This window comes from Cloacibacterium rupense, from assembly GCF_014645495.1.
In the GTDB taxonomy this organism is placed as follows: Bacteria; Bacteroidota; Bacteroidia; order Flavobacteriales; family Weeksellaceae; genus Cloacibacterium; species Cloacibacterium rupense.
Window position 1 is genome coordinate 94,155 of the sequence record NZ_BMLV01000002.1, and the last position, 20,833, is coordinate 114,987.

General features: G+C 32.2%; 19 protein-coding genes. 13 read left to right on the plus strand and 6 right to left on the minus strand.

The genetic code is table 11. The features are described 5' to 3' along the window. Positions 1-16: 16 nt before the first annotated feature. Positions 17-1,417 carry a sensor histidine kinase gene (locus tag IEW40_RS04355; RefSeq protein ID WP_229663377.1) on the minus strand — a complete coding sequence of 467 codons (1,401 nt, stop codon included), beginning with the start codon at positions 1,415-1,417 and terminating at the stop codon, positions 17-19. Between the two features lie 56 nt (positions 1,418-1,473). Then, positions 1,474-2,058 (minus strand): riboflavin synthase, encoded by a 585-nt coding sequence (locus IEW40_RS04360; protein WP_188616872.1) that lies wholly within the window; start codon positions 2,056-2,058, stop codon positions 1,474-1,476. A gap of 155 nt (positions 2,059-2,213) precedes the next feature. On the opposite strand from IEW40_RS04360, the gene pdxA reads away from it, so the two are divergent. The 7 genes from pdxA (at position 2,214) to IEW40_RS04395 (ending at position 8,931) form a co-directional block, all read left to right on the plus strand. Continuing rightward, positions 2,214-3,302 carry a 4-hydroxythreonine-4-phosphate dehydrogenase PdxA gene (gene pdxA / locus IEW40_RS04365; protein WP_188616873.1) on the plus strand — a complete coding sequence of 363 codons (1,089 nt, stop codon included), beginning with the start codon at positions 2,214-2,216 and terminating at the stop codon, positions 3,300-3,302. A 47-nt stretch (positions 3,303-3,349) separates the two neighbouring features. Then, a complete protein-coding gene (locus tag IEW40_RS04370; protein WP_188616874.1) occupies positions 3,350-3,883 on the plus strand; it encodes a YceD family protein in 534 nt (177 codons plus the stop codon). A 30-nt stretch (positions 3,884-3,913) separates the two neighbouring features. Beyond that, positions 3,914-4,114 carry a 50S ribosomal protein L32 gene (rpmF, locus tag IEW40_RS04375; protein WP_188616875.1) on the plus strand — a complete coding sequence of 67 codons (201 nt, stop codon included), beginning with the start codon at positions 3,914-3,916 and terminating at the stop codon, positions 4,112-4,114. Positions 4,115-4,232: 118 nt separating this feature from the next. Then, positions 4,233-4,721 carry an acetyl-CoA carboxylase biotin carboxyl carrier protein gene (gene accB, locus IEW40_RS04380; RefSeq protein WP_188616876.1) on the plus strand — a complete coding sequence of 163 codons (489 nt, stop codon included), beginning with the start codon at positions 4,233-4,235 and terminating at the stop codon, positions 4,719-4,721. Positions 4,722-4,805: 84 nt separating this feature from the next. After that, a complete protein-coding gene (gene accC, locus IEW40_RS04385; RefSeq protein ID WP_188616877.1) occupies positions 4,806-6,164 on the plus strand; it encodes an acetyl-CoA carboxylase biotin carboxylase subunit in 1,359 nt (452 codons plus the stop codon). A gap of 113 nt (positions 6,165-6,277) precedes the next feature. Then, positions 6,278-7,525 carry an ornithine--oxo-acid transaminase gene (gene rocD, locus IEW40_RS04390; RefSeq protein ID WP_188616878.1) on the plus strand — a complete coding sequence of 416 codons (1,248 nt, stop codon included), beginning with the start codon at positions 6,278-6,280 and terminating at the stop codon, positions 7,523-7,525. Positions 7,526-7,683: 158 nt separating this feature from the next. Continuing rightward, positions 7,684-8,931, plus strand: coding sequence for a glycosyltransferase family 4 protein (locus tag IEW40_RS04395; RefSeq protein ID WP_188616879.1), 1,248 nt, complete (start codon positions 7,684-7,686; stop codon positions 8,929-8,931). On the opposite strand, the gene IEW40_RS04400 is transcribed toward IEW40_RS04395, so the two are convergent. Next, entirely contained in the window at positions 8,928-10,001 is a 1,074-nt protein-coding gene (locus IEW40_RS04400) for a glycosyltransferase family 4 protein (protein ID WP_188616880.1), read from the minus strand. The two genes, IEW40_RS04395 and IEW40_RS04400, sit on opposite strands and share 4 nt — an antisense overlap. Then, a complete protein-coding gene (locus IEW40_RS04405) occupies positions 10,001-11,164 on the minus strand; it encodes a glycosyltransferase family 4 protein (RefSeq protein WP_188616881.1) in 1,164 nt (387 codons plus the stop codon). Before IEW40_RS04405 ends, IEW40_RS04400 begins: the two co-directional genes overlap by 1 nt. 256 nt (positions 11,165-11,420) lie before the next feature. On the opposite strand from IEW40_RS04405, the gene IEW40_RS04410 reads away from it, so the two are divergent. Together IEW40_RS04410 and IEW40_RS04415 are read left to right on the plus strand one after the other, a co-directional pair. Then, positions 11,421-12,251, plus strand: a complete 831-nt coding sequence (locus IEW40_RS04410) for a DUF6492 family protein (RefSeq protein ID WP_188616882.1) — start codon at positions 11,421-11,423, stop codon at positions 12,249-12,251. Continuing rightward, positions 12,248-13,312: a glycosyltransferase family 4 protein gene (locus IEW40_RS04415; protein WP_188616883.1), complete on the plus strand. Its 1,065-nt coding sequence runs from the start codon at positions 12,248-12,250 to the stop codon at positions 13,310-13,312. Before IEW40_RS04410 ends, IEW40_RS04415 begins: the two co-directional genes overlap by 4 nt. A gap of 47 nt (positions 13,313-13,359) precedes the next feature. Here IEW40_RS04415 and IEW40_RS04420 read toward each other — a convergent pair whose 3' ends face one another. Then, positions 13,360-14,184, minus strand: coding sequence for a hypothetical protein (locus IEW40_RS04420; protein WP_188616884.1), 825 nt, complete (start codon positions 14,182-14,184; stop codon positions 13,360-13,362). A 510-nt stretch (positions 14,185-14,694) separates the two neighbouring features. Between IEW40_RS04420 and gltX the strand changes: the two genes are divergently transcribed. Both gltX and IEW40_RS04430 read left to right on the plus strand, forming a co-directional pair. Beyond that, positions 14,695-16,209, plus strand: coding sequence for a glutamate--tRNA ligase (gene gltX / locus IEW40_RS04425; protein WP_188616885.1), 1,515 nt, complete (start codon positions 14,695-14,697; stop codon positions 16,207-16,209). Between the two features lie 55 nt (positions 16,210-16,264). Then, on the plus strand, positions 16,265-17,221 hold the full coding sequence (locus IEW40_RS04430; RefSeq protein ID WP_188616886.1) for an acetyl-CoA carboxylase carboxyltransferase subunit alpha: 957 nt from the start codon (positions 16,265-16,267) through the stop codon (positions 17,219-17,221). A gap of 22 nt (positions 17,222-17,243) precedes the next feature. Here IEW40_RS04430 and IEW40_RS04435 read toward each other — a convergent pair whose 3' ends face one another. Then, positions 17,244-17,828: a DUF6759 domain-containing protein gene (locus IEW40_RS04435; protein ID WP_188616887.1), complete on the minus strand. Its 585-nt coding sequence runs from the start codon at positions 17,826-17,828 to the stop codon at positions 17,244-17,246. A 128-nt stretch (positions 17,829-17,956) separates the two neighbouring features. On the opposite strand from IEW40_RS04435, the gene tsf reads away from it, so the two are divergent. Both tsf and IEW40_RS04445 read left to right on the plus strand, forming a co-directional pair. Continuing rightward, entirely contained in the window at positions 17,957-18,781 is an 825-nt protein-coding gene (tsf, locus tag IEW40_RS04440; protein ID WP_188616888.1) for a translation elongation factor Ts, read from the plus strand. Positions 18,782-18,884: 103 nt separating this feature from the next. After that, positions 18,885-20,833, plus strand: a 1,949-nt coding sequence (locus tag IEW40_RS04445; protein ID WP_188616889.1) for a choice-of-anchor L domain-containing protein, incomplete at its 3' end; no start/stop codon positions are given.

The following is a 20,833-nucleotide window of genomic DNA, read 5'->3' on the forward strand; positions in this document are numbered from 1 at the left end:
GCGACTTTCACAAAAATTACACATTAGTAGGTAAAATTATGGTAAACTTAGTTCCTCTGCCCTCTTCAGATTTTACAGAAATTTCACCTTTGTATTCTTCTATCATTTTTTTTACCATGGTTAAGCCAAGCCCCATTCCAGAACTTTTTGTGGTAAAATTAGGCTCAAAAATCTGTTCTAATTTATCCTTCGGAATTCCCGAGCCATTATCCTGAATGGCAATTATCACTTTTTTATTGAGCAGTTCTACATCTAGATTAATCACAGATTTCACGCCCTCTCTTTCTGCTTGTTTTGCATTGGTAATAAGGTTGGTGAAAATTCTAGAAAGATAAACCCTGTCCATATTGATAGGAATTTCTTTTCTGTTTGAGTGCAGATAAATGTTTCCACCTTCATTAAAAACCCTCACCAAGTTTTCTAATTCTTCTTTTAAGTCGAAATTTTCATCATTTTTTGGGGGAAGCTTCGCAAACTCAGAAAAAGCACTAGCTACGGTAGCCACTAAATCTATTTGATCTACCAAACTTTTGCTAAGCTTTTTAATTTTAGATTCTATTTCAGGGTCATTTTTATCAAATTTTCTTACAAAATTTTGTATCAAAAGCTTCATGGGCGTCAGCGGATTTTTTACTTCATGCGCTACTTGTTTGGCCATTTCTCTCCACGCTTCTTCTCTTTGTTTATTGGCTAATAGCAATTTTTGGTCTTCAATTTGGTACACCATTTTATTGTATGATTTCACCAAACCGCTCAGTTCATCATTATTGAAATATTTAATAGGCCTTAATTCTTTACCTAAAAGTGTGGTTCTTGTAATTAAATCAGATATTTTAGTTATGGCTTTGGTAAGGTTTTTAGAAATTACCCAACTAATCCAGACGCTTAATAGAATTAGAAACAAATTGACTAAAATAATATATTGTACATATTTATGAAAAGCTTCATAATATTCATCTTCACTATGATAAACTGGAAAATAAACTATTGCTATAGGTTCTAATCTATTATTCCTCATGATAATATAAGATGAAGTAAGAGTGCTGCCTAAGTTTTCATCATATGTTTTTACATCATATCTATTATCTGAACTTTTTACTTTATTTAAAATATTATTAGGTAATTTTTTTTCATTTACAAGGGCTTTATCTTTATTTGAAACCAAATAATTTCCATCTAAATCGTAAATAATAACATCATGTTTATTAATGTCTGCTATCTGATATATTTCGTCTTGAAGAATTTTAGCAAGATTATTCTCTGTGACATTGGTATGGCTTAAGGCATAGTCTAAGGATTTCATTAATGCTTCAAACCTATTTTGCATATCTGTTTTACTATGTCCTTCTATAGATTTTTTAATGATTAGATAAGACATAGCGGTAGAACCTATGATACTGAGAAAACACACTACCATAAACCCTATAAAAACTTTAGTCCGGAGACTATACCCCCTATATCTATTAAAAGCCATTATTTTTTGAGCAATTTGGCTATATACTTGCCAATAATATCAAATTCTAAATTGACCTTGCTTCCTACTTTTAGGTTTTTCATATTGGTATGCTCCCAAGTATAAGGAATTAAAGCTACAGAAAATTGATTTTCTTTACTTTCTGCAACTGTAAGACTGATTCCGTTTACGGTGATAGAACCTTGTGGAACTGTAGTAAATGCACCATCTTCTTGAAAACTAAAGGTCAAAAAATAACTACCATCTATATTTTCAATAGAAACCACTTCGCCCGTTTTGTCTACATGCCCTTGAACAATGTGCCCGTCTAATCTTCCGTTCATCACCATACACCTTTCTAGATTGACCAAGCTACCGACTTCTAAAAGGCCGAGATTAGTTTTTTCTAAAGTCTCATTTATCGCTGTTACCACATACTTATCTTCAGAAATTTCTACCACTGTAAGACAACACCCATTGTGCGCCATACTTTGGTCTATTTTTAACTCATTCGTAAAAGGACAACTAAATGTAAAATGCACATTAGTACCCTCTTTTACGATTTTCTCTAATTTTCCTGTTGCTTCTATAATTCCTGTAAACATATCAATATTAATTTAAGGCAAAAACTGTAATTTTTAAATCAACTAATCACTATTGTCGTATCAGACCTCATTTCTTTAGAAAATAACAAATTTAATCTGCAAATATTTTCCTAAATTTGTAAAAACTTATTTTTAAACTTCAAAGATAATTAAAAATGAATTCTAAACACCACAAAATTAAGGTAGGAATTTCTGTTGGAGATTTTAACGGTATCGGCGTAGAGATTATACTCAAAGCCTTAAATGATAAAAACATCACAGATTTTTTTACACCCATCATTTTTGGTTCTGGAAAACTATTCTCTTACCAAAAAAATGTGTTTAAAATTCAAACCAATTTTAATTATATCCAGCATCCTAAAGAAGCCAGCAACGGAAAACTAAACATTGTGAACCTCTGGAAGGACAATGTAAATGTAGACTTCGGGACACCAACTGAAGAATCTACCAAAATGGCCATAGATTCTCTAGAAGCAGCTACAGAAGCATTAATGAATGAAGACATAGATGTACTAGTTACCGCTCCTATCAATAAAGATGAAATGATGAAGCAAGGCTTCAAACACGCAGGTCATACAGGTTACTTTGAAGAAAAATTCAACAAAAAAGGACTTATGTTTTTAGTTACCGAAGGATTGAAAGTAGCCGTTTCTACACACCATATCCCTGTTTCGGAAATTACTAAAAATATTTCTAAAGAAAAAATAAAAGAACAAGTGAAAATCTTAAATCAATGTTTGATTGAGGATTTTTGCATACAAAAACCAAAAATTGCAGTTCTAGGCCTTAATCCTCACGCAGGAGACGGTGGCGCAATAGGAAATGAAGAAATAGAAATTATAGAACCTGCCATCAAAGAACTATTCAACGAAGGAATTTTGGCATTCGGCCCATATCCAGCTGATAGTTTTTTCCAAGCGGATAAATACTGTAGTTTTGATGGAGTTTTAGCAATGTATCATGACCAAGGTCTAGCACCATTCAAAACCATTGCTTATGAAGAAGGTGTAAACTACACTGCAGGCCTTCCTTATATTAGAACTTCGCCAGATCATGGCACAGCCTACGACATTGCGGGTAAAAATTTAGCTGATGCACAGTCATTTTCCGAAGCTATTTTCACTGCAATTAAAATTTACAGGAATAGAGCTGAGTATCAAGAACTAACGAAAAACCCTTTGAAATCAAAGGTTTTAGCAAACGACAACGGCATAGATGAAGATTTACCAGAAGAAAATGAATAATTCTTTTGTAATTTAAAAAATTTACCTTATTTTTGCAAACCGTTTTTATGGACAAATTAAGAAACTACGAAGTAGCATTTTCCGGACTTAAAAACGGAAAACACAATTTTAAGTTTAAAGTAGAACAACCGTTCTTTGATTTATTCGAGACTGAGCAAGAATTTACCAATGCTCATATAGATGTAGATGTGGAATTAGAAAAACACACTACATTTTTAGAATTTGATATTAATACTAGTGGAACAGTTACTCTAGTTTGTGACATTAGCAATGAAGACTTTTCTCACCCAATAAGTAATAACATCAAAGTTTTGGTAAAATTCGGTGAGGAATACGATGATAGTAACGAAGAGGTAATTACCATCCCAAGTGGCGACAGCTCTTTCAACATTTCACAGATTATATATGAGGCAGTAGTTCTTTCAATTCCGATGAAGAAAATATCGCCTAATGTAAATGAAGAAGATGAATATCATAAAATTCTCGAAAAATTCAGTCCGAAAAGCAAAGAAATAGAGGAAAAAACTGAAAAAGTAGACCCTCGATGGGAAGTTTTAAAAAAATTAAAAGACAAAAATTAGAATTTTACATAAAATTTAAAGAACAAGAAAATGGCACATCCTAAAAGAAGACAGTCATCTACAAGAAGAGATAAAAGAAGAACACACTACAAAGCTGTGGCTCCTCAATTAGCAAAAGATGCAACTACAGGTGAATTACACCTTTATCACAGAGCTCACTGGCATGAAGGTAAACTTTACTACAGAGGTAAAGTAGTATTAGAAAAAGAAGTATCTTCTACTGAAGAATAATAAGAAAAAATCATTTTTTTTCTTTTTGATAAAAAAACCATTCAATTTTTATAAAAAATTGAATGGTTTTTTGTTGTAATATTTACTATATTTGAGCCGTATAAAAATTATATTATATATGGATTCTAAAGAATTACTTAATCTAATAAGATTTGTAGCCAAAGCAGGTGTTTCTGAAGTGAAATACAAAACAAAAGATTTTGAAATCAACATCAAAACTCCTTTAGCGGGAAGCGAAATCCCATTGAATTTTGCGCCACAGCCAGTAGCTTACCAAGCACCTGTAGTCTCTTCGCCCGTAGCTACATCTCCAACATCTTCACCTGCAAGTGAAGCTAAGACCGAAACTAGCTCAGACGAAAGCAAATACATCACTATTAAATCTCCAATGATAGGCACCTTCTACAGAAAGCCTTCACCCGACAAAGACGTTTTTGTGAACGTAGGAAGTGAAGTAAAAAACGACACTGTAGTATGCGTAATAGAAGCTATGAAACTTTTCAATCAAATTGAAGCTGAAGTTTCTGGTAAAATTGTGAAAATTTTAGTAGATGATGCTACTCCTGTAGAATACGACCAACCTCTATTCTTGGTAGACCCATCTTAATAATTGATGATTGATAATTGATGATTGATATAATCAACAAAGACTTTCAAATTATTAAATTTTCAAATTTCAAATTATTTTAAGATGTTCAAAAAAATATTAATTGCCAATAGAGGCGAAATTGCTATGAGGATTCTCCGAACCTGTAAAGAAATGGGGATTAAAACCGTAGCAGTATATTCTACCGCAGACAAAGATAGTTTGCATGTAAGATTTGCAGACGAAGCGGTATGCATAGGCCCACCTATGAGTAAAGACTCTTACCTAAGAATTACCAACATTATAGCCGCAGCAGAAATCACCAATGCAGATGCAATACATCCTGGTTACGGATTTCTTTCAGAGAATGCTAACTTTTCTAGAATTTGTGAAAAAAATGGCATCAAATTTATTGGCGCTACCCCAGAACAAATAGAAAAAATGGGTGACAAAGCAACTGCAAAAGCTACCATGAAAGCAGCTGGAGTACCTTGCATTCCAGGTTCAGATGGGCTTATAGCTTCTTATGAAGTAGCTGCTAAAACCGCTGAAGAAATTGGTTATCCTGTAATGATTAAAGCTACCGCAGGTGGTGGTGGAAAAGGGATGCGCGCCGTTTGGAAAGCTGAAGACCTAAAAGGACATTGGGATTCTGCCATACAAGAAGCTGTAGCCGCATTTGGCAATGGAGGAATGTACATGGAAAAACTGATTGAAGAACCTAGACATATTGAAATTCAAATTGCTGGTGACCAATACGGTAAAGCTTGTCATCTCTCTGAAAGAGATTGCTCTGTACAAAGAAGAAATCAAAAGTTAACAGAAGAAACTCCTTCTCCTTTTATGACAGAGGAGTTAAGACATAAGATGGGGGAAGCTGCCGTAAAAGCTGCAGAATCTATTGGCTATGAAGGTGTAGGAACGATAGAATTTTTAGTAGACAAACATAGAAATTTTTATTTCATGGAAATGAACACTAGAATTCAGGTAGAGCATCCTATTACAGAACAAGTTGTAGATTTTGACCTCATCAGAGAACAAATTTTATTGGCTTCTGGACAACCAATTTCTGGCAAAAATTATCTTCCAAAATTACATTCTATAGAATGTAGAATAAATGCCGAAGATCCTTTTAATGATTTTAGACCTAGTCCAGGGAAAATTACAGAATTAAACATTCCAGGAGGACACGGTGTGAGAGTAGACACCCATGTATACAAAGGCTACACCATTCCTTCTAACTATGATTCTATGATTGCAAAACTAATAACTACTGCACAAACTAGAGAAGAAGCTATCGCTAAAATGAAGCGTGCGTTAGAAGAATTTTATATTGAAGGTATTAAAACTACCATTCCTTTCCATAGACAATTGATGGAACATCCAGATTATTTAGCTGGCAACTACACTACCAAGTTTATGGAAGATTTTGTGATGGATAAAAAATTTGAAAACATCATATAAATCAAGTAATAATATTTAATAAATCAAGTTGTCTTGCAAAAGACAACTTTTTTTGTTTATGCTTAATATCTTTTAAAAAAACATTTTTTACTTTTATCAAAAATTTAAAAAAAATGACAGTAAAAACGAAAAACTCTCAACACTATATCGATTTAGAAAACCAATATGGCGCACATAATTATCATCCGCTTCCTGTAGTATTGGCAAAAGGAGAAGGGGTTTATGTTTGGGATGTAGAAGAAAAAAAATATTTTGACTTTTTATCAGCATATTCAGCAGTAAACCAAGGCCATTCTCACCCAAAAATTGTAAAAGCACTTACAGAACAAGCTCAAACGCTTGCCTTAACATCTAGAGCATTTTACAATTCTAAATTAGGGGAATACGAGAAAAAAATTACTTCTCTATTTGGTTTCGAAAAAGTTTTACCCATGAATTCTGGTGCAGAAGCCGTAGAAACCGCCATTAAATTAGCAAGAAAATGGAGCTATGAAGTAAAAGGTATAAAAGATGGTTACGCAAAAATCATTGTTTGCGAGAATAATTTTCACGGAAGAACGACTACCATTGTATCATTTTCTAATGACAAGGATGCTAACCAAAACTTCGGACCTTTCACACCAGGGTTCATCAGAATACCTTATAACGACTTAGAATCTTTAGAAAAAATTTTAGAAGACGAAGCTCAGCACATTGCTGCATTTATGGTAGAACCTATACAAGGCGAAGCTGGCGTATATGTCCCAAATGAAGGATTTCTAAAAAAAGCTTCAGAACTTTGCAAAAAATACAATGTACTTTTTGTAGCAGACGAGGTACAGACAGGAATTGCTAGAACTGGAAAATTGATTGCCTGCCATCACGAAGACGTACAACCAGACATTCTAATTCTCGGAAAAGCACTTTCTGGTGGCATGTATCCTGTCTCGGCAGTCTTGGCCAATGATCAAATTATGAAAGTGATACATCCTGGGCAGCACGGTTCTACATTTGGAGGAAATCCTATCGCTTGTGCTGTTGCAATGGCAGCATTAGATGTAGTTATTGATGAAAAATTATCTGAAAGAGCAGAAAAACTAGGTGAAATTTTCAGAAGTGAAATCAATAAAATTATTGAAAAAACAGATTTAATCTACAAAGTAAGAGGAAAAGGTCTTTTGAATGCTATTTTAGTAAATGACTCTCCGGAAAGTTCTACTGCATGGAATATTTGTTTAAAATTAGCAGAAAACGGACTTCTTGCAAAACCTACCCACGGGAACATCATAAGGCTAGCTCCACCATTGGTAATTACAGAAGAACAATTAATGGAGTGTGTCTCTATAATTGAAAAAACTATTCTAGAATTTGAAAAACAATAAATTTTAGTGTCTATAAATTATGAAAGAGATTTATTTTGTATAAATCTCTTTTTTAGTGCCAAAAAAATAAGTCCAATTAATTTTAAAACTCAACAAACAATTTTATAAATAAATGTTAAAATTTTTATAAATTGCGATACGATGACAGTAAAAATAAAATGAAAAAACTGGCAATAGTTGTACAGAGATATGGCATTGAGGTAAATGGTGGCGCAGAATACCATGCAAGGGTTTTAGCCGAAAAATTAGCCGAAAAATATTCAGTGGAAGTTCTTACTACCACCGCTATTGATTATAAAAATTGGGAAAATCATTATCCTGAAGGATTAGAGATTATCAACAATATACTAGTTAAAAGATTTTCTACGATTAACAAAAAAACAAAAGCTACTAAAATTGCCCGAACAAAACTTGTTTTAAATTTAAAATTATCTAGATTATTGCCTTCTTCCAAAATATTTAATTTCATCGTAAAAAATTTAAATATTGCCAACGTATGTGATAAAGATATAGATAATTGGATTGAGGGACAAGGCCCATACTGTCCAGATTTAATTCAATTTATAGGAAAGAATAAAAACAATTATGATGTTTTTATTTTTTTTACTTATCTGTACTATCCTACGGTAAAAGGAATGCCGCTAGTTGCCGAAAAAAGTATTTTTATCCCTACCGCTCACCACGAAAAAATACTCTTCACAAAGGCTTATGAGAAAATCTTTAGCCTACCAAAGTTTATTATGTACAATACAAAACCTGAAAAAAGCTTAATTGAAAACCATTTTAAAAATATATGTGAAAATTCAGATTTTGCAGGGGTTGGTATAGAAAAATACAGTGGTGAGATTGACCAACTGCCTAATGGATTGATCCCTAAAAAATATTTTTTGTACATCGGCAGAATAGATGCCGCTAAAGGATGCGAACAATTGCTAAAATACTTCATCAATTTCATAAAAAACCATCCTAATTATAATGATTATGTACTGGTTTTAGTAGGAAAAAACTACATGAAAAAAGTAAATCACCCCAATATAATATATACTGGATTTGTAAGTGAAAGTTTAAAATATTCTATCTTAAAAAGTGCTAAAGCATTATTAATGCCTTCTTTCTATGAAAGCCTTTCTTTGGTTACACTAGAAGCTATGAACGAAGGAATACCTGTAATTGTAAATAAAAAATGTGAAGTTCTTTACGAACATATTTTAGCTAGTCTAACAGGTGCTGCATATGAATCTGAACAATCTTTCTCTGTGATTTTAGAAAATTACATCAATAAATCTTTTGAAGATTTGACAAATGAAGGCAACCTTGCTCAGAAATATGTCGAGAAAAACTACAGTTGGAAGTTTATTTTAGAGAAGTTTGATAAAGCTATCAATCTAATTCTTCAAAAAAACTAGCTTAAAATTCTTTGATATAGTTCTAGATAATTTTTTGCCATCACTTTATAATCAAATCTTTTTGCCCGATTTTTTATTTCGTTTTTCTTTTCTGGGGAAGCTTTATAATCCAAAATTCCACTTTTTATAGTTTCTGCCATAGATTCTGATTGAAAATCATCAAAATAGTAAGCAACATCACCACCTATTTCTGGCAAACTGGTAAAGCGAGACAAAAACACTGGTTTACCAAATCCCATGGCTTCTACTGGTGGCATACCAAAACCTTCAGCTATAGACGGATGACAAAGTGCTTCACAATGATACAAAAGTGAATTTTTGTCTTCATCACTGATATTTTTGTAGATATGAACTCTGTCTGACAATTGATTGGCTTTTATTTCGCTTAGAATTTTTTCTTCATAATCACTCTTAGACTCAGAAGTTACAAAGACCAATTTATAATCAGTATACTTCAAGGCTTTTACTAAAGAAAGTTGATTTTTTTTATCAAAAAAAACGCCTATATTCAAAAGAAATGGAGTTTTTTCTAGCTCTGTGAATTTTTTTAAATCATATTTTTTGTCTTCGGGAAACACTATCCCATTGTGAACTACAAAAGTGTCTTTAAGCTTACTGAGTGTGAATAGGTGTTTATGTTTTTCAAAATCTTTTTTAACAAAATCAGAAATACAAACAATATAATCTGCGTATTTTAAACTTTTAGAAACTTTTCGAAGCATTTTATTCTTTTTGGCTTCAGAGAGATTTTCGTGCAAAAAGTTCAAATCATGTAGTGTTACAATTTTAACTGCTTTTTTATAATTTTTCGTAAAAAAAGGAGAAAGCTGATGGCTCACATGTATGAGGTCATATGTAGAACTGAAATGCTCAAAAATCTTATGAATTGGTTTTCTATTAATAATCTTGTGCCTAATTTTACTTTTTTCAATTTCAGAATTTGGTCCAAAAACATGAATCAAATAATTGTGACTTATTTTTTGTAATCCAACGGCTAGATTAGCAAAAACCTTAGCAATGCCAGAATTAGGGTAACGAAGTCTTTCTAAATCTAAAAGAATTTTTTTCATTAATTTTTATTTCTAAAATTAAGGCTGTTTTCTAAAACCTCTCTTTCATGCTCTAAGGTATGGTTTTCTAAGAAATATTTTTTGGCCATCGTTCTTGATTCTTCATAAAAAGTTTCATCTGATAGAAGCTTTAAAATCTTATTTGCAAAAGCTTTACCATTATCTTCAACTATGCATCCATTATTAGCTTTACTTATCAATCCATCTACGCCTCTTCTAGTAGTAACTATCGGCAAACCATAGGATAGAGCTTCTAATACTTTAATTTTAATACCAGTACCGGTCAGCATCGGACAAATTGTAATTTTTGAATTTCTATAAAATTGGTCTATGTCTTCTACCAAATAGTGCTTTTCTACCAACGGATGGTCTTCTACTTCGTAACAAATTTTACCTATCATATGAATTTTACAATTTTTCAAATGTGGCAAAACTTCGTCATAAAGCCATCTAGCACCGTTTACATTATGAGAATTTTGACTTGCAATATAGATAATGTCGTACTTATATTCGTTTTTTGTTTCTTTTATATTATTAGAAAAAGAAACAGGTAAAAGCACTACTTTTTTATTAGTAAACTGCTGATAGATATACTCTTCTTCTACAGAGTATGTCCAGATTTCATCATATTTATTTAGAATTCCGAGTTCTGTTTGAAAGAGTCTTCCGATCCAAAATTTCATATGCCTTTTCTGTGCCGTTATAAAATCATGAGTGTCAATAATTTTATGGGTCTTTTTATTTTTGATTTCATCCACAATTTTACCCCAAGATGCATAGCTGATGATGACAATATCATATTCATTTTTATTAAAAATTTCTCTAGCTCCTCTTCTTATCATAAAACTGGTAATATCTACAGAAAAACCTCTTCTTAGTTTAGTAAATAAATTAGGAATTTTGTAGAAAAAGAAACTTTTGATTGGGTATTTTAGCGAAATTTTTCTTGGTTTCAAAAGCAATCTGATGCTGGGATATCTATCTGTAAAGAGTTTTAAATTATCTGCATCCCAATCTCCCCAATCTTTTACAGAAAAAAAATCCACCTCATATTTATCATCATTATCTTTCAAATAATCAAGCAATTGCCTAGCTCTAGTAAGATTACCAGCACCACTAGACAATGGATTATCTGGCATAAAATACAAAACTCTAACTTTCATAAATTTTTATCATTAAACAAACTAGCAACTTGAAATTTCACTATTAAATTTTTGTTGCTACTCGTTCTAAACTTACAAAGTTAAAATATATTCTATCAATTATGTTAAAAAATATATAAAATGAAATATCCTAACCGGATTAAACAATATAAAAACAAAGTATAAAATTGTTTTTATATTAAAAAAAATCAGCAAAAGAAACTTTCCTTTTTAATTTTAACTAATTTTGAACGTATCAAAACCTTTAGCATCATTTATGGAAAAAATAGTATTATATATTAAAACCTACGAGCCAGATTTTGAAAGAGTTTATCAATTAATAGACTCTATAGAGAAATTTAATAAAGACAAAATACCGTTGGTGATTTCTGTAAATGATGAACATTTCGAAAAATTACCTTCTGAGTACCATCAAAAATACAAAGTCTACAAAGATTCTGACATTACCACCACTACTATAAAAGAAGGATGGAGATATCAACAAATTATAAAAGCAAGTTTTTATAAGCTAAAAATTAGTAAAAATTATGTAGCGCTAGATTCTGATTCTTTATTTATTCGTGATTTTTACATTTCAGATTTTTTGTATGATGATGATACGCCATACACTACAATGCACGAATCTAAGGATTTGATGGAGATTTCAGAAAAAATAGGCTTAGACTCACAAGAAATATTTTTCCAAAAAACATTGAGAGACACCCGTCCTTTTTTTGGAAATCATGGTAAAAAATGGGACTATGGGCCATCTCCATACTCCTGGAGTTGTAAAGTGTGGGAACATCTACACGAAGTTTATTTGAAAGAAATAAACCTCACCTTTGATGAATTTTTTAATCAGATTGACCAAAAAAGTCACTCTCCTGGAGAATGCTCTATTTATGGAGAATATTTATTAAAAACAAAATTGATAGACATTTATCCCATAGAAGGATATTTCAAAGTGTATCATTACAAAAAACAATACCAAAAAGAAAAAAATGAACTCAGCATAGAACAACTCAAAAAAATCTATCTCGGTATCATTTATCAAAGCAATTGGGATAAAAAAAGAAAACATTTTTGGCAAATTTGGAGGAGAAAATGAAAAACTCAAAAAAAATAACACTCGTTTTTCTAAACGGAATTTCTAATGCTGGTGGTGCAGAAAGAATGACTTTTTATCTCTATCAGTATTTCAATTTTAAAGGATATGATGTCGAGATTCTAGATGAAAAGAAATTGAAAAACACTTTTCTAGGAAAATTATATTGGAAGCTTTTTAAAATCAAGCGTTTTGAAAAAAGAAGATTGAAATATATCGCTAGGTTTGCTACCGCTTACCTATGGTTAACCTCAGCAAACAGAATGATAATAAGCAACGGAGAACCTACTGCATATTACCCTACAGATGTAGTAATTTCTCATGGTTGTAACCATAAGATGGAGCTAGACTACGGCAAAACAGACAATCAATTTACACGTACTTCTAAACTGCAAAAAAAAGCCTGCGAAAACGCCAAAAAAATTATTACTGTAGCTGAGTCTGTTAAGAATGACTTAATCAATTTTTATAAAATTAATGATACAAAAATCACAGTAATTCCTAATTGTATTGACACACAATACTTCTACCCCATTTCTAGGGAAAAACCCAACTTTAAAACAATAGTTTATATAGGAAGATTAGAAATAGGAAAAGGCATAAAAGAATTAGTAGAACTTTCAAAAATGGTAGAATCAAAAGTTGATTGGAAATTAATCATCGTTTCTAACAATTCGATTAACACAGAAATTTTTGATCATTTACAAAACACAGAAATATTGGTAGATATAGATGTAGATAAAATCAATGAATTAGGCTATTCTAAAGCAGACATGGTGTATTACCCTTCCCATTCGGAAAGCTTTGGGATGGTTACCATAGAAGCTCTCTCATGCGGCAGACCAATTTTAGGAAATTCTGTAGGAGTTCTGCCAGAATTAGTTTATCAAAAATTTCCTGGCACCTATTTACTTCCAAATGATGGTAATGCTGATTTATTAGATATTATAGAACAATGCATCGTAGATTCTAAAAAATTTACACCGGAAGAAATCCATCAAAAAGCAAAAGAAAAATTCAGTATTGAAGCATACTACAAAGATTTAGATAGATTTTTTGCATAAAAAAAGTGCTCAGAACACTGAACACTTTTTTATGAAGATTGATAATATTATTTTTGAGATTGAGATGCCCAAAGTGGTCTATTCCCACTTGTATAGATTACAAGATTACCATCATCTTGCATTCTAAGCTCACTAGCTCCTTTTCCATTCGTTTTGGTATCATAAATTGGTCTGCCAGAATAATCATAAACAACTAGATTACCATCTCTCTGAAATTCTGCTCTAGCACCTCTATTTTCGGTTTTTGTTGACCAATAAACGTTTTTATTTCTATCATAAACTACCAAATTACCATCTTCTTGGAAAACCAAGTGATACTCACGATTTGGAGAATGAAGTTTAGTGTTTTTGGTAAATTTATATCCTTTATAAACACTGTCTTTGTCATTCCAGTTATTATTGTTATTCCAGTTGTTATTGTTATTATTATTCCAATTATTGTTATTATTCCAATTATCTCCATTTCCATTACTAGAATCATTACCGCCAAAGTAGCTAGATTGCCATAACGTGTTATTGTTTCTTCCAAAAATTACAATTTTTCCGTTATTATCAACATGTAATCTAGTAGCTCCTCTATCATTCGTTTTGGTATCAAAAATTGGATTTCCTGAATAATCATAAACCACTAGGTTTCCATCTCTCTGAAACTCAGCTCTATCACCTCTATTCTGAGTATTAGCAGCCCACTTTACACTATTACTTCCTCTGTACAAAACCAAGTTACCATCATTTTGAAAAATTAGGTTGTACTGTCCATTAGAAGAATAATATCTTCTGTCTTTTCTCAAAGTGGTTCCTAAATATAAGTTTTGTGCCAATAGATTAAGGCTTAATAATAAACCTAGAATCATAAAAAAATACTTTTTCATAAAATTTGTTGTTTTAATAATTTATTTCATCAAATTTACTAAAAAACTTATTATTAAAAGCATTATGTTAAGTTTTTTTAGTCTCTTTGATAGCTATTTCCATTTCGGACAAAATCATCTTTTACAAAATGCATGCCACTTGTTACTTTCTAAAAAACACAAAAGCTCTATTTTAACATTTTTACAATTATACGTTGTAAATAAAATGAAATAAAACCCTTTTCTGATTATCAATAAATTTCAACTAAAACATTTTTACCATCTATTTCATTACTTTATTTTTAACTTCAATAATATTTACAAACTCATCTTCATTAATAAAAAATCTAATCTCTCTACTCTAAAATTACAATAGCCTCACTCTAAATATTATTTATCATTAGGCCTTCCATTAATCTCTAAAACAAATTTAGTTTTTATCATTATGAATTATAAAATTAAGATTACTTATATCTAAATTTATTTATCCCTCAAAAATTCCGTAAATTTGCCGCTTAAATTTCACAGAAAATGAGTAAAGTAAGAGTGCGTTTTGCACCAAGTCCTACTGGCCCATTGCATTTAGGCGGAGTAAGAACTGCTTTGTATGATTATCTTTTCGCAAAAAAACAAGGTGGCGATTTTGTTCTTAGAATAGAAGACACAGATACTGCAAGATATGTAGAAGGTGCAGAAGAGTACATTATGCAAGCACTAGAATGGTGCGGAATAATCCCAGACGAAAGCCCAAAACATGGCGGAAACTACGGACCATACAGACAATCTGAAAGAAGAGATATTTACGATAAATATACCGAGCAAATTCTAAAAACAGATTTTGCTTATTTAGCTTTTGATACACCAGAAGAACTAGACGCTGCAAGAGCTGAAGCTGAGGCTAATGGAGATGTTTTTTCGTACAACTACTTCACCAGAAATAGAATGAGAAATAGTATATCTCTTTCTGCAGAAGAAGTTCAGAAATTATTAGACGAAAAAACGCCTTATGTAGTAAGATTCAAAATGCCATTAGACAGAATTATCAATCTGGAAGACATTATTAGAGGTAAATTTTCTGTAAATACCAATACTTTAGACGATAAGGTTTTGGTAAAGAATGACGGAATGCCAACCTATCATTTCGCCAATATTATTGATGACCACGAAATGGAAATCACCCACGTAATTCGTGGTGAAGAATGGTTACCATCTATGCCTCTACACGTTCTTCTCTACGAAGCAATGGGATGGCAAGCACCAGAATTTGCACATCTTTCTCTAATTTTGAAGCCTGAGGGAAAAGGTAAATTAAGCAAAAGAGACGGCGCTAAATTTGGTTTTCCAGTTTTTCCTATGAATTTCTATGATGCAACTACTGACGAAACATACAAAGGTTACAAAGAGGAAGGTTATTTGCCAGAAGCTTTTGTCAATTTCTTAGCACTTCTTGGTTGGAGTCCTTCTGATGACAAAGAAATTCTAAGCTTAGAAGAAATGGCAAAAGAATTTGATTTACATAAAGTTCACAAAGCTGGAGCTAGATTTTCTAAAGAAAAAGCAGAATGGTTCAACCACCAATATCTTCAAAGAAAATCTAATGAAGAAGTTTTAGAAATTTTTAAAAATTTAGAAGAAACAAAAAACATTTCTCTTTCTGATGACACCTTATTGAAAATCATTAGTTTAATGAAAGAAAGAGCCACTTTTGTAAAAGATATTTACAATGATGGTAAATTTTTCTTTGAAGCACCTACCTCTTTTGACGAAAAAGCCATTAAAAAAGCTTGGAACGAAGAAACTTCTACCATTTTAAAAGAGCTGATTATAAAATTAGAATCGTTAGAAAACTTTGTTTCAGAGAAAATAAAAGAAGAAATTCATCATTTTGTTGAAGAAAAAGGATTAGGCTTTGGTAAAGTAATGATGCCTTTAAGACTAACTTTGGTTGGAGAACTGAAAGGACCAGACGTGCCAGATTTGGTAGAAATCTTAGGAAAAGCTGAAACCATTGGCAGAATAAAGACTGCCATCGAAATTTTAAAATAAATTTCGGTAAATAGAAATAATTATTAAATTTGAAGGATTAATTCTAAACAATAAAATGGAATATTTAGATTTTGAATTGCCAATTAAAGAATTGATGGAACAATACCAAACTTGTTCTCTAGTTGGCGAAGAAAGTGGTGTAGATATGAAATTGGCTTGTAGCCAGATCGAAGATAAAATCATCGAAAAAAAGAAAGAAATCTACGGAAATCTTACCCCTTGGCAAAGAGTGCAATTATCTCGTCATCCAGACAGACCTTATACCCTTGATTTCATCAATGGAATTGTAGATAAAGACAGCTTTGTAGAATTACACGGTGATAGAAATTTTGCAGACGACCCTGCTATGGTAGGCGGTATGGCAAAAATAGACGGACAAAGTGTAATGATTATAGGTACCCAAAAGGGAAGAACTACCAAAGAAAGACAGCGCAGAAGATTCGGGATGAGTAATCCTGAAGGTTACAGAAAAGCGTTGAGATTAATGAAATTGGCGGAAAAATTTCACCTTCCTATCATTACCTTAATTGACACACCTGGAGCATATCCTGGCCTAGAAGCTGAAGAAAGAGGACAAGGCGAAGCTATCGCTAGAAATATCTACGAAATGTGCCAAATGAAAACACCTATTATTACCATTATCATTGGTGAAGGAGCAAGTGGTGGAGCGCTAGGAATTGGCGTAGGAAACAAGGTGTATATGATGGAGAATACTTGGTATTCTGTAATTGCGCCTGAAAGTTGCTCTTCTATCTTATGGAGAAGCTGGGAGCACAAAGAAACCGCAGCAAATGCATTGAAACTAACTCCTCAAAATATGCTGAAAGAAAAATTGATAGACGGTATCATAGAAGAACCACTTGGTGGAGCTCATTACGAGCCTGAAACAGCTTATCTAAATGTTAAGAAAACTATTTTATCTAACATTAAATCTCTTAAAAATTTCAGTGAAGAAGAACTGATGCATCATAGACAAGAGAAATTTATAGAAATGGGTAGATTTACAGGATAATATATCAAAAAAGGCAAGAAAATTATTTTTTGCCTTTTTCTTTTATACCCAAAACAATTTGAGTGTCTTCAGTTAGGTTTTTAGTAGATTGATAACTAGCTTCACATATCTGCGTGGTTATTTTATAAGTCCCTTTGGGAACTAACACATAGTTATCCCCCTTCTTCGGAACGTCTAGATTGTAGAACTTTTTACCATCTATTTTAACAATTAAATTACAACTAGAATTGTTTTTAATCATTACAAAAACCTCCTTTTTGTTTCTATCAGTACTAAAAAGATTATTTAAAAGATTTACTGTTTTATCAGTATTGGCATCAGCCTTACCACTTTCTACTTTTTTCTCCACTTCTTTGCTCAATTTATTAGCATTTAATGGTTGAATTACTGGTTTTGCTTTAGAAGATTGGGCTGCCGATAAATTTTTCAATCTATTGTTAAGAAAATTAGCATTCGGGTTACTAGGATACTTTTTCACAAAAGCACTAATCTCTTTAGGGTCTTGACTTCTCATTATTTTGTCCGTTTCTTCCTTGGTCTGAGAAAAAACAAAACCCACTGAAAACAAAATCAATAGAGAGAAAAACTTGTGTTTTTTATAATTCATAATTATTTAAAAAATTGACATTAAAAATTTAAACTATAACGTAAAAACCCGCTTTTTAGTTTAAGTGAAATTTCATATCTTTGCAACTCAAAAATTTATACCACAATTATAATTAAAATTTTTCAATTATGTATACACCAGTTGCTGCAGATGTAGCTAAACTAAGAAACACAACAGGAGCAGGAATGATGGACTGCAAAAAAGCTTTAACAGAAGCTGAAGGAGATTTTGAAAAAGCTATCGAAATCCTTAGAAAAAAAGGACAAAAAGTAGCTGCTAACAGAGCTGACAGAGAATCTACTGAAGGTGCTGTAATTGCAAAAGTAAATGCAGATCACACTGCAGGTGTAGTTATCGCTCTTAACTGTGAAACTGATTTCGTTGCTAAAAACGAAGATTTCGTAAAATTAGCTCACGATTTTGCTGAAAGAGCTCTTGCTTTTTCTACCAAAGAAGAATTTTTAGCTTCTGATTTTAATGGAATTTCTGTTTCAGAAAAATTAATCGAACAAACAGGTGTTATTGGTGAGAAAATTGAAATAGGTTCTTTCGAAAAACTAGAAGGAACTTTCGTAGGTTCTTACATCCACGCTGGTAACAAAATTGCTTCTCTTACTTCTCTTTCTGCTAACGTAGAAGGTGCTGAAGACGCTGCTAAAGCTGTTTCTATGCAAGTTGCTGCTATGAACCCAATTGCTCTAGACGAAACTCAAGTTTCTCAAGAAGTTATTGACAGAGAATTAGAAATCGAAAGAGATATCTTAACTAAAGAAGGAAAACCTGCTAATATTATCGACAATATCCTGAAAGGTAAAATGCAAAAATTCTACAAAGAAAACACATTGGTACACCAAGCTTTCATTAAAGATGGTGGTATTTCTGTTGCTGATTACGTAAAATCTGTTAATGCTGACCTTAAAGTTACAGGATTTAAGAGAGTAGCTCTTTCTTAAGAAAAATTTACATTAAAATATTTAAAAGAGACAGTCTGTATAAAGATTTGTCTCTTTTTTATTTAATTATGTTTAAATTTGCAATCCATTTGTCTGGAAATCAATGGTGAAAAATTGGACTAAATATGTTTTGTTGCTACTCACGCTGCTTATTACTAACATAAGAGCACAATACATTAATGTAAATACCACCTATTCTGAAACAGATTTAGTCAATAAACTTATAGGAAGTAACAATACTTGTATTTCTGTTTCTAATGTTACGATATATGGCTATAATTCTGGTGGAATTTTCAGCTATGGATATATCAATGAAAACGGAAGCGGTTTTGAAATCAATGAAGGAATTCTTTTAACCTCTGGTAATGCAAACAACTCTCCTGGCTCATTTACAGGAATCCAAAGTTTCGGCAATAATTCTGGCTGGAATGGTGACCAAGACTTAGAAAATGCAGCCCAAATTTCCAATACTACCAATGCAACAATTTTAGAATTTGATTTCGTTCCCAATACCAATAAAATCAGTTTTGATTATATGTTTCTTTCTGAGCAATATCTAAGACAAGGCGACCCTGGCACTTGTGGCTATACAGATGCTTTTGCCTTTCTAATTAAAAAATCAGGAGACCCTAATTATAAAAATTTAGCATTAATTCCTAATACGAATACTCCTATAACCTCCGAAACCGTACGAGGGCCAGGCGGAAGATGTCAAGAAAGTAACTCCCAATATTTTGGGCACTACAACCCAAACGGAAGCCCGACTAGTTTTAACGGACAAACCGCAATTCTCACTGCACAAACAGATGTAATTCCCGGAACTACCTATCACATAAAATTGGTAATTGCCGACCAAGGAAACGGATTGTATGATTCTGGTGTCATCCTAAAAGCTGGGAGTTTCTTGGGCAGTAAAGATATTGGTCCAGACAGACTAATTTCTACAAATAATGCCATTTGCCATGGAGATACACTTACTTTAGATGCTACTACCTCTGGCGCTACTTACCAATGGTACAAAGACGGAACTCCTATTTCTGGAGCTACTGGAGCTACTTTTAACGTTTCTAGCGCTGGAAAATACGAAGTAATGATTAATTCTTCGTCTTGTAATTTAAAAGGTTCTATCATTATTGAATACATTGACAAAGCAGATGTTTTAACTAAAACTTTCATTAATTGTGACAATGATTTTGATGGAAAAATTTCTGTAAAATTACAAGATTTAAATCCTTCAATCATCAGCAATTATCAGCAAGAATTTGTAGTAAAATATTATCAGAATCAAGCAGATGCAATTGCTGGAAACGCCAATACTCTACCTAATGATTGGCTCTACAGTACAGACACTACTATATATGTAAGAGTCGAAAACGGAACTTGTCCACCAGAAATACATCCTATTAATTTTAAAATAGGAAATAAATTATCTGTCTCTTCTGCCACTTTTCAAGTTTGTGACGGCGATTTCAGCAATTCTGAAACCTTAAATCTAGCCAGTTATTTGCCTCAATTAACCTCGGAAACGGGTTATACTTATCAATTCTACGCCACTCAAAACGATGCTAATTTAGAACAAAATCCTATCCCTGATTCTCAAAATATTTCTGCTAACGCTACTTTCTTTGTCAGAATAAAAAAATCTGGAATTTGTGACAATATTGCTTCACTTACACTCAATTTCGGTCAGCCTTCCACATCTACTACTCTTCCTGCTGCAGTTACAGTCTGTGAAGGAAGCACTACCACTCTAGATGCAGGAACTGGTTTCACATCTTACCTTTGGAGCAATGGCGCAACTACTCAAACCATTACGGTTGGTAAAGGTGATTATTCTGTGGTTTTAACTTCTAATAACTCTTGTTCTTATACCCAAAAAGTGAGTGTTGTAGAATCACCAAAAGCAATTGTAGATATTTCTAAATTTAATACGACTATTTGTGATGATAATCTAGATGGAACTATCGAAATTAATCTCAATAATGTAACCTCTGCCATTCTTATCAACCCTGGGATTTATCGTGTAAAATACTATTTAAACGCTACAGATGC

Excerpts from the sequence above, each read along its gene's own strand:
- IEW40_RS04420 (WP_188616884.1), bottom strand. The coding sequence starts at position 14,184 with ATGAAAAAGTATTTTTTTATGATTCTAGGTTTATTATTAAGCCTTAAT.
- rocD (WP_188616878.1), top strand. The coding sequence starts at position 6,278 with ATGACAGTAAAAACGAAAAACTCTCAACACTATATCGATTTAGAAAAC.
- IEW40_RS04430 (WP_188616886.1), top strand. The coding sequence starts at position 16,265 with ATGGAATATTTAGATTTTGAATTGCCAATTAAAGAATTGATGGAACAA.
- IEW40_RS04400 (WP_188616880.1), bottom strand. The coding sequence starts at position 10,001 with ATGAAAAAAATTCTTTTAGATTTAGAAAGACTTCGTTACCCTAATTCT.
- IEW40_RS04435 (WP_188616887.1), bottom strand. The coding sequence starts at position 17,828 with ATGAATTATAAAAAACACAAGTTTTTCTCTCTATTGATTTTGTTTTCA.
- accC (WP_188616877.1), top strand. The coding sequence starts at position 4,806 with ATGTTCAAAAAAATATTAATTGCCAATAGAGGCGAAATTGCTATGAGG.
- accB (WP_188616876.1), top strand. The coding sequence starts at position 4,233 with ATGGATTCTAAAGAATTACTTAATCTAATAAGATTTGTAGCCAAAGCA.
- IEW40_RS04360 (WP_188616872.1), bottom strand. The coding sequence starts at position 2,058 with ATGTTTACAGGAATTATAGAAGCAACAGGAAAATTAGAGAAAATCGTA.
- IEW40_RS04370 (WP_188616874.1), top strand. The coding sequence starts at position 3,350 with ATGGACAAATTAAGAAACTACGAAGTAGCATTTTCCGGACTTAAAAAC.
- pdxA (WP_188616873.1), top strand. The coding sequence starts at position 2,214 with ATGAATTCTAAACACCACAAAATTAAGGTAGGAATTTCTGTTGGAGAT.
- IEW40_RS04410 (WP_188616882.1), top strand. The coding sequence starts at position 11,421 with ATGGAAAAAATAGTATTATATATTAAAACCTACGAGCCAGATTTTGAA.
- IEW40_RS04395 (WP_188616879.1), top strand. The coding sequence starts at position 7,684 with ATGAAAAAACTGGCAATAGTTGTACAGAGATATGGCATTGAGGTAAAT.
- IEW40_RS04355 (WP_229663377.1), bottom strand. The coding sequence starts at position 1,417 with ATGGTAGTGTGTTTTCTCAGTATCATAGGTTCTACCGCTATGTCTTAT.
- gltX (WP_188616885.1), top strand. The coding sequence starts at position 14,695 with ATGAGTAAAGTAAGAGTGCGTTTTGCACCAAGTCCTACTGGCCCATTG.
- IEW40_RS04415 (WP_188616883.1), top strand. The coding sequence starts at position 12,248 with ATGAAAAACTCAAAAAAAATAACACTCGTTTTTCTAAACGGAATTTCT.
- IEW40_RS04405 (WP_188616881.1), bottom strand. The coding sequence starts at position 11,164 with ATGAAAGTTAGAGTTTTGTATTTTATGCCAGATAATCCATTGTCTAGT.
- rpmF (WP_188616875.1), top strand. The coding sequence starts at position 3,914 with ATGGCACATCCTAAAAGAAGACAGTCATCTACAAGAAGAGATAAAAGA.
- tsf (WP_188616888.1), top strand. The coding sequence starts at position 17,957 with ATGTATACACCAGTTGCTGCAGATGTAGCTAAACTAAGAAACACAACA.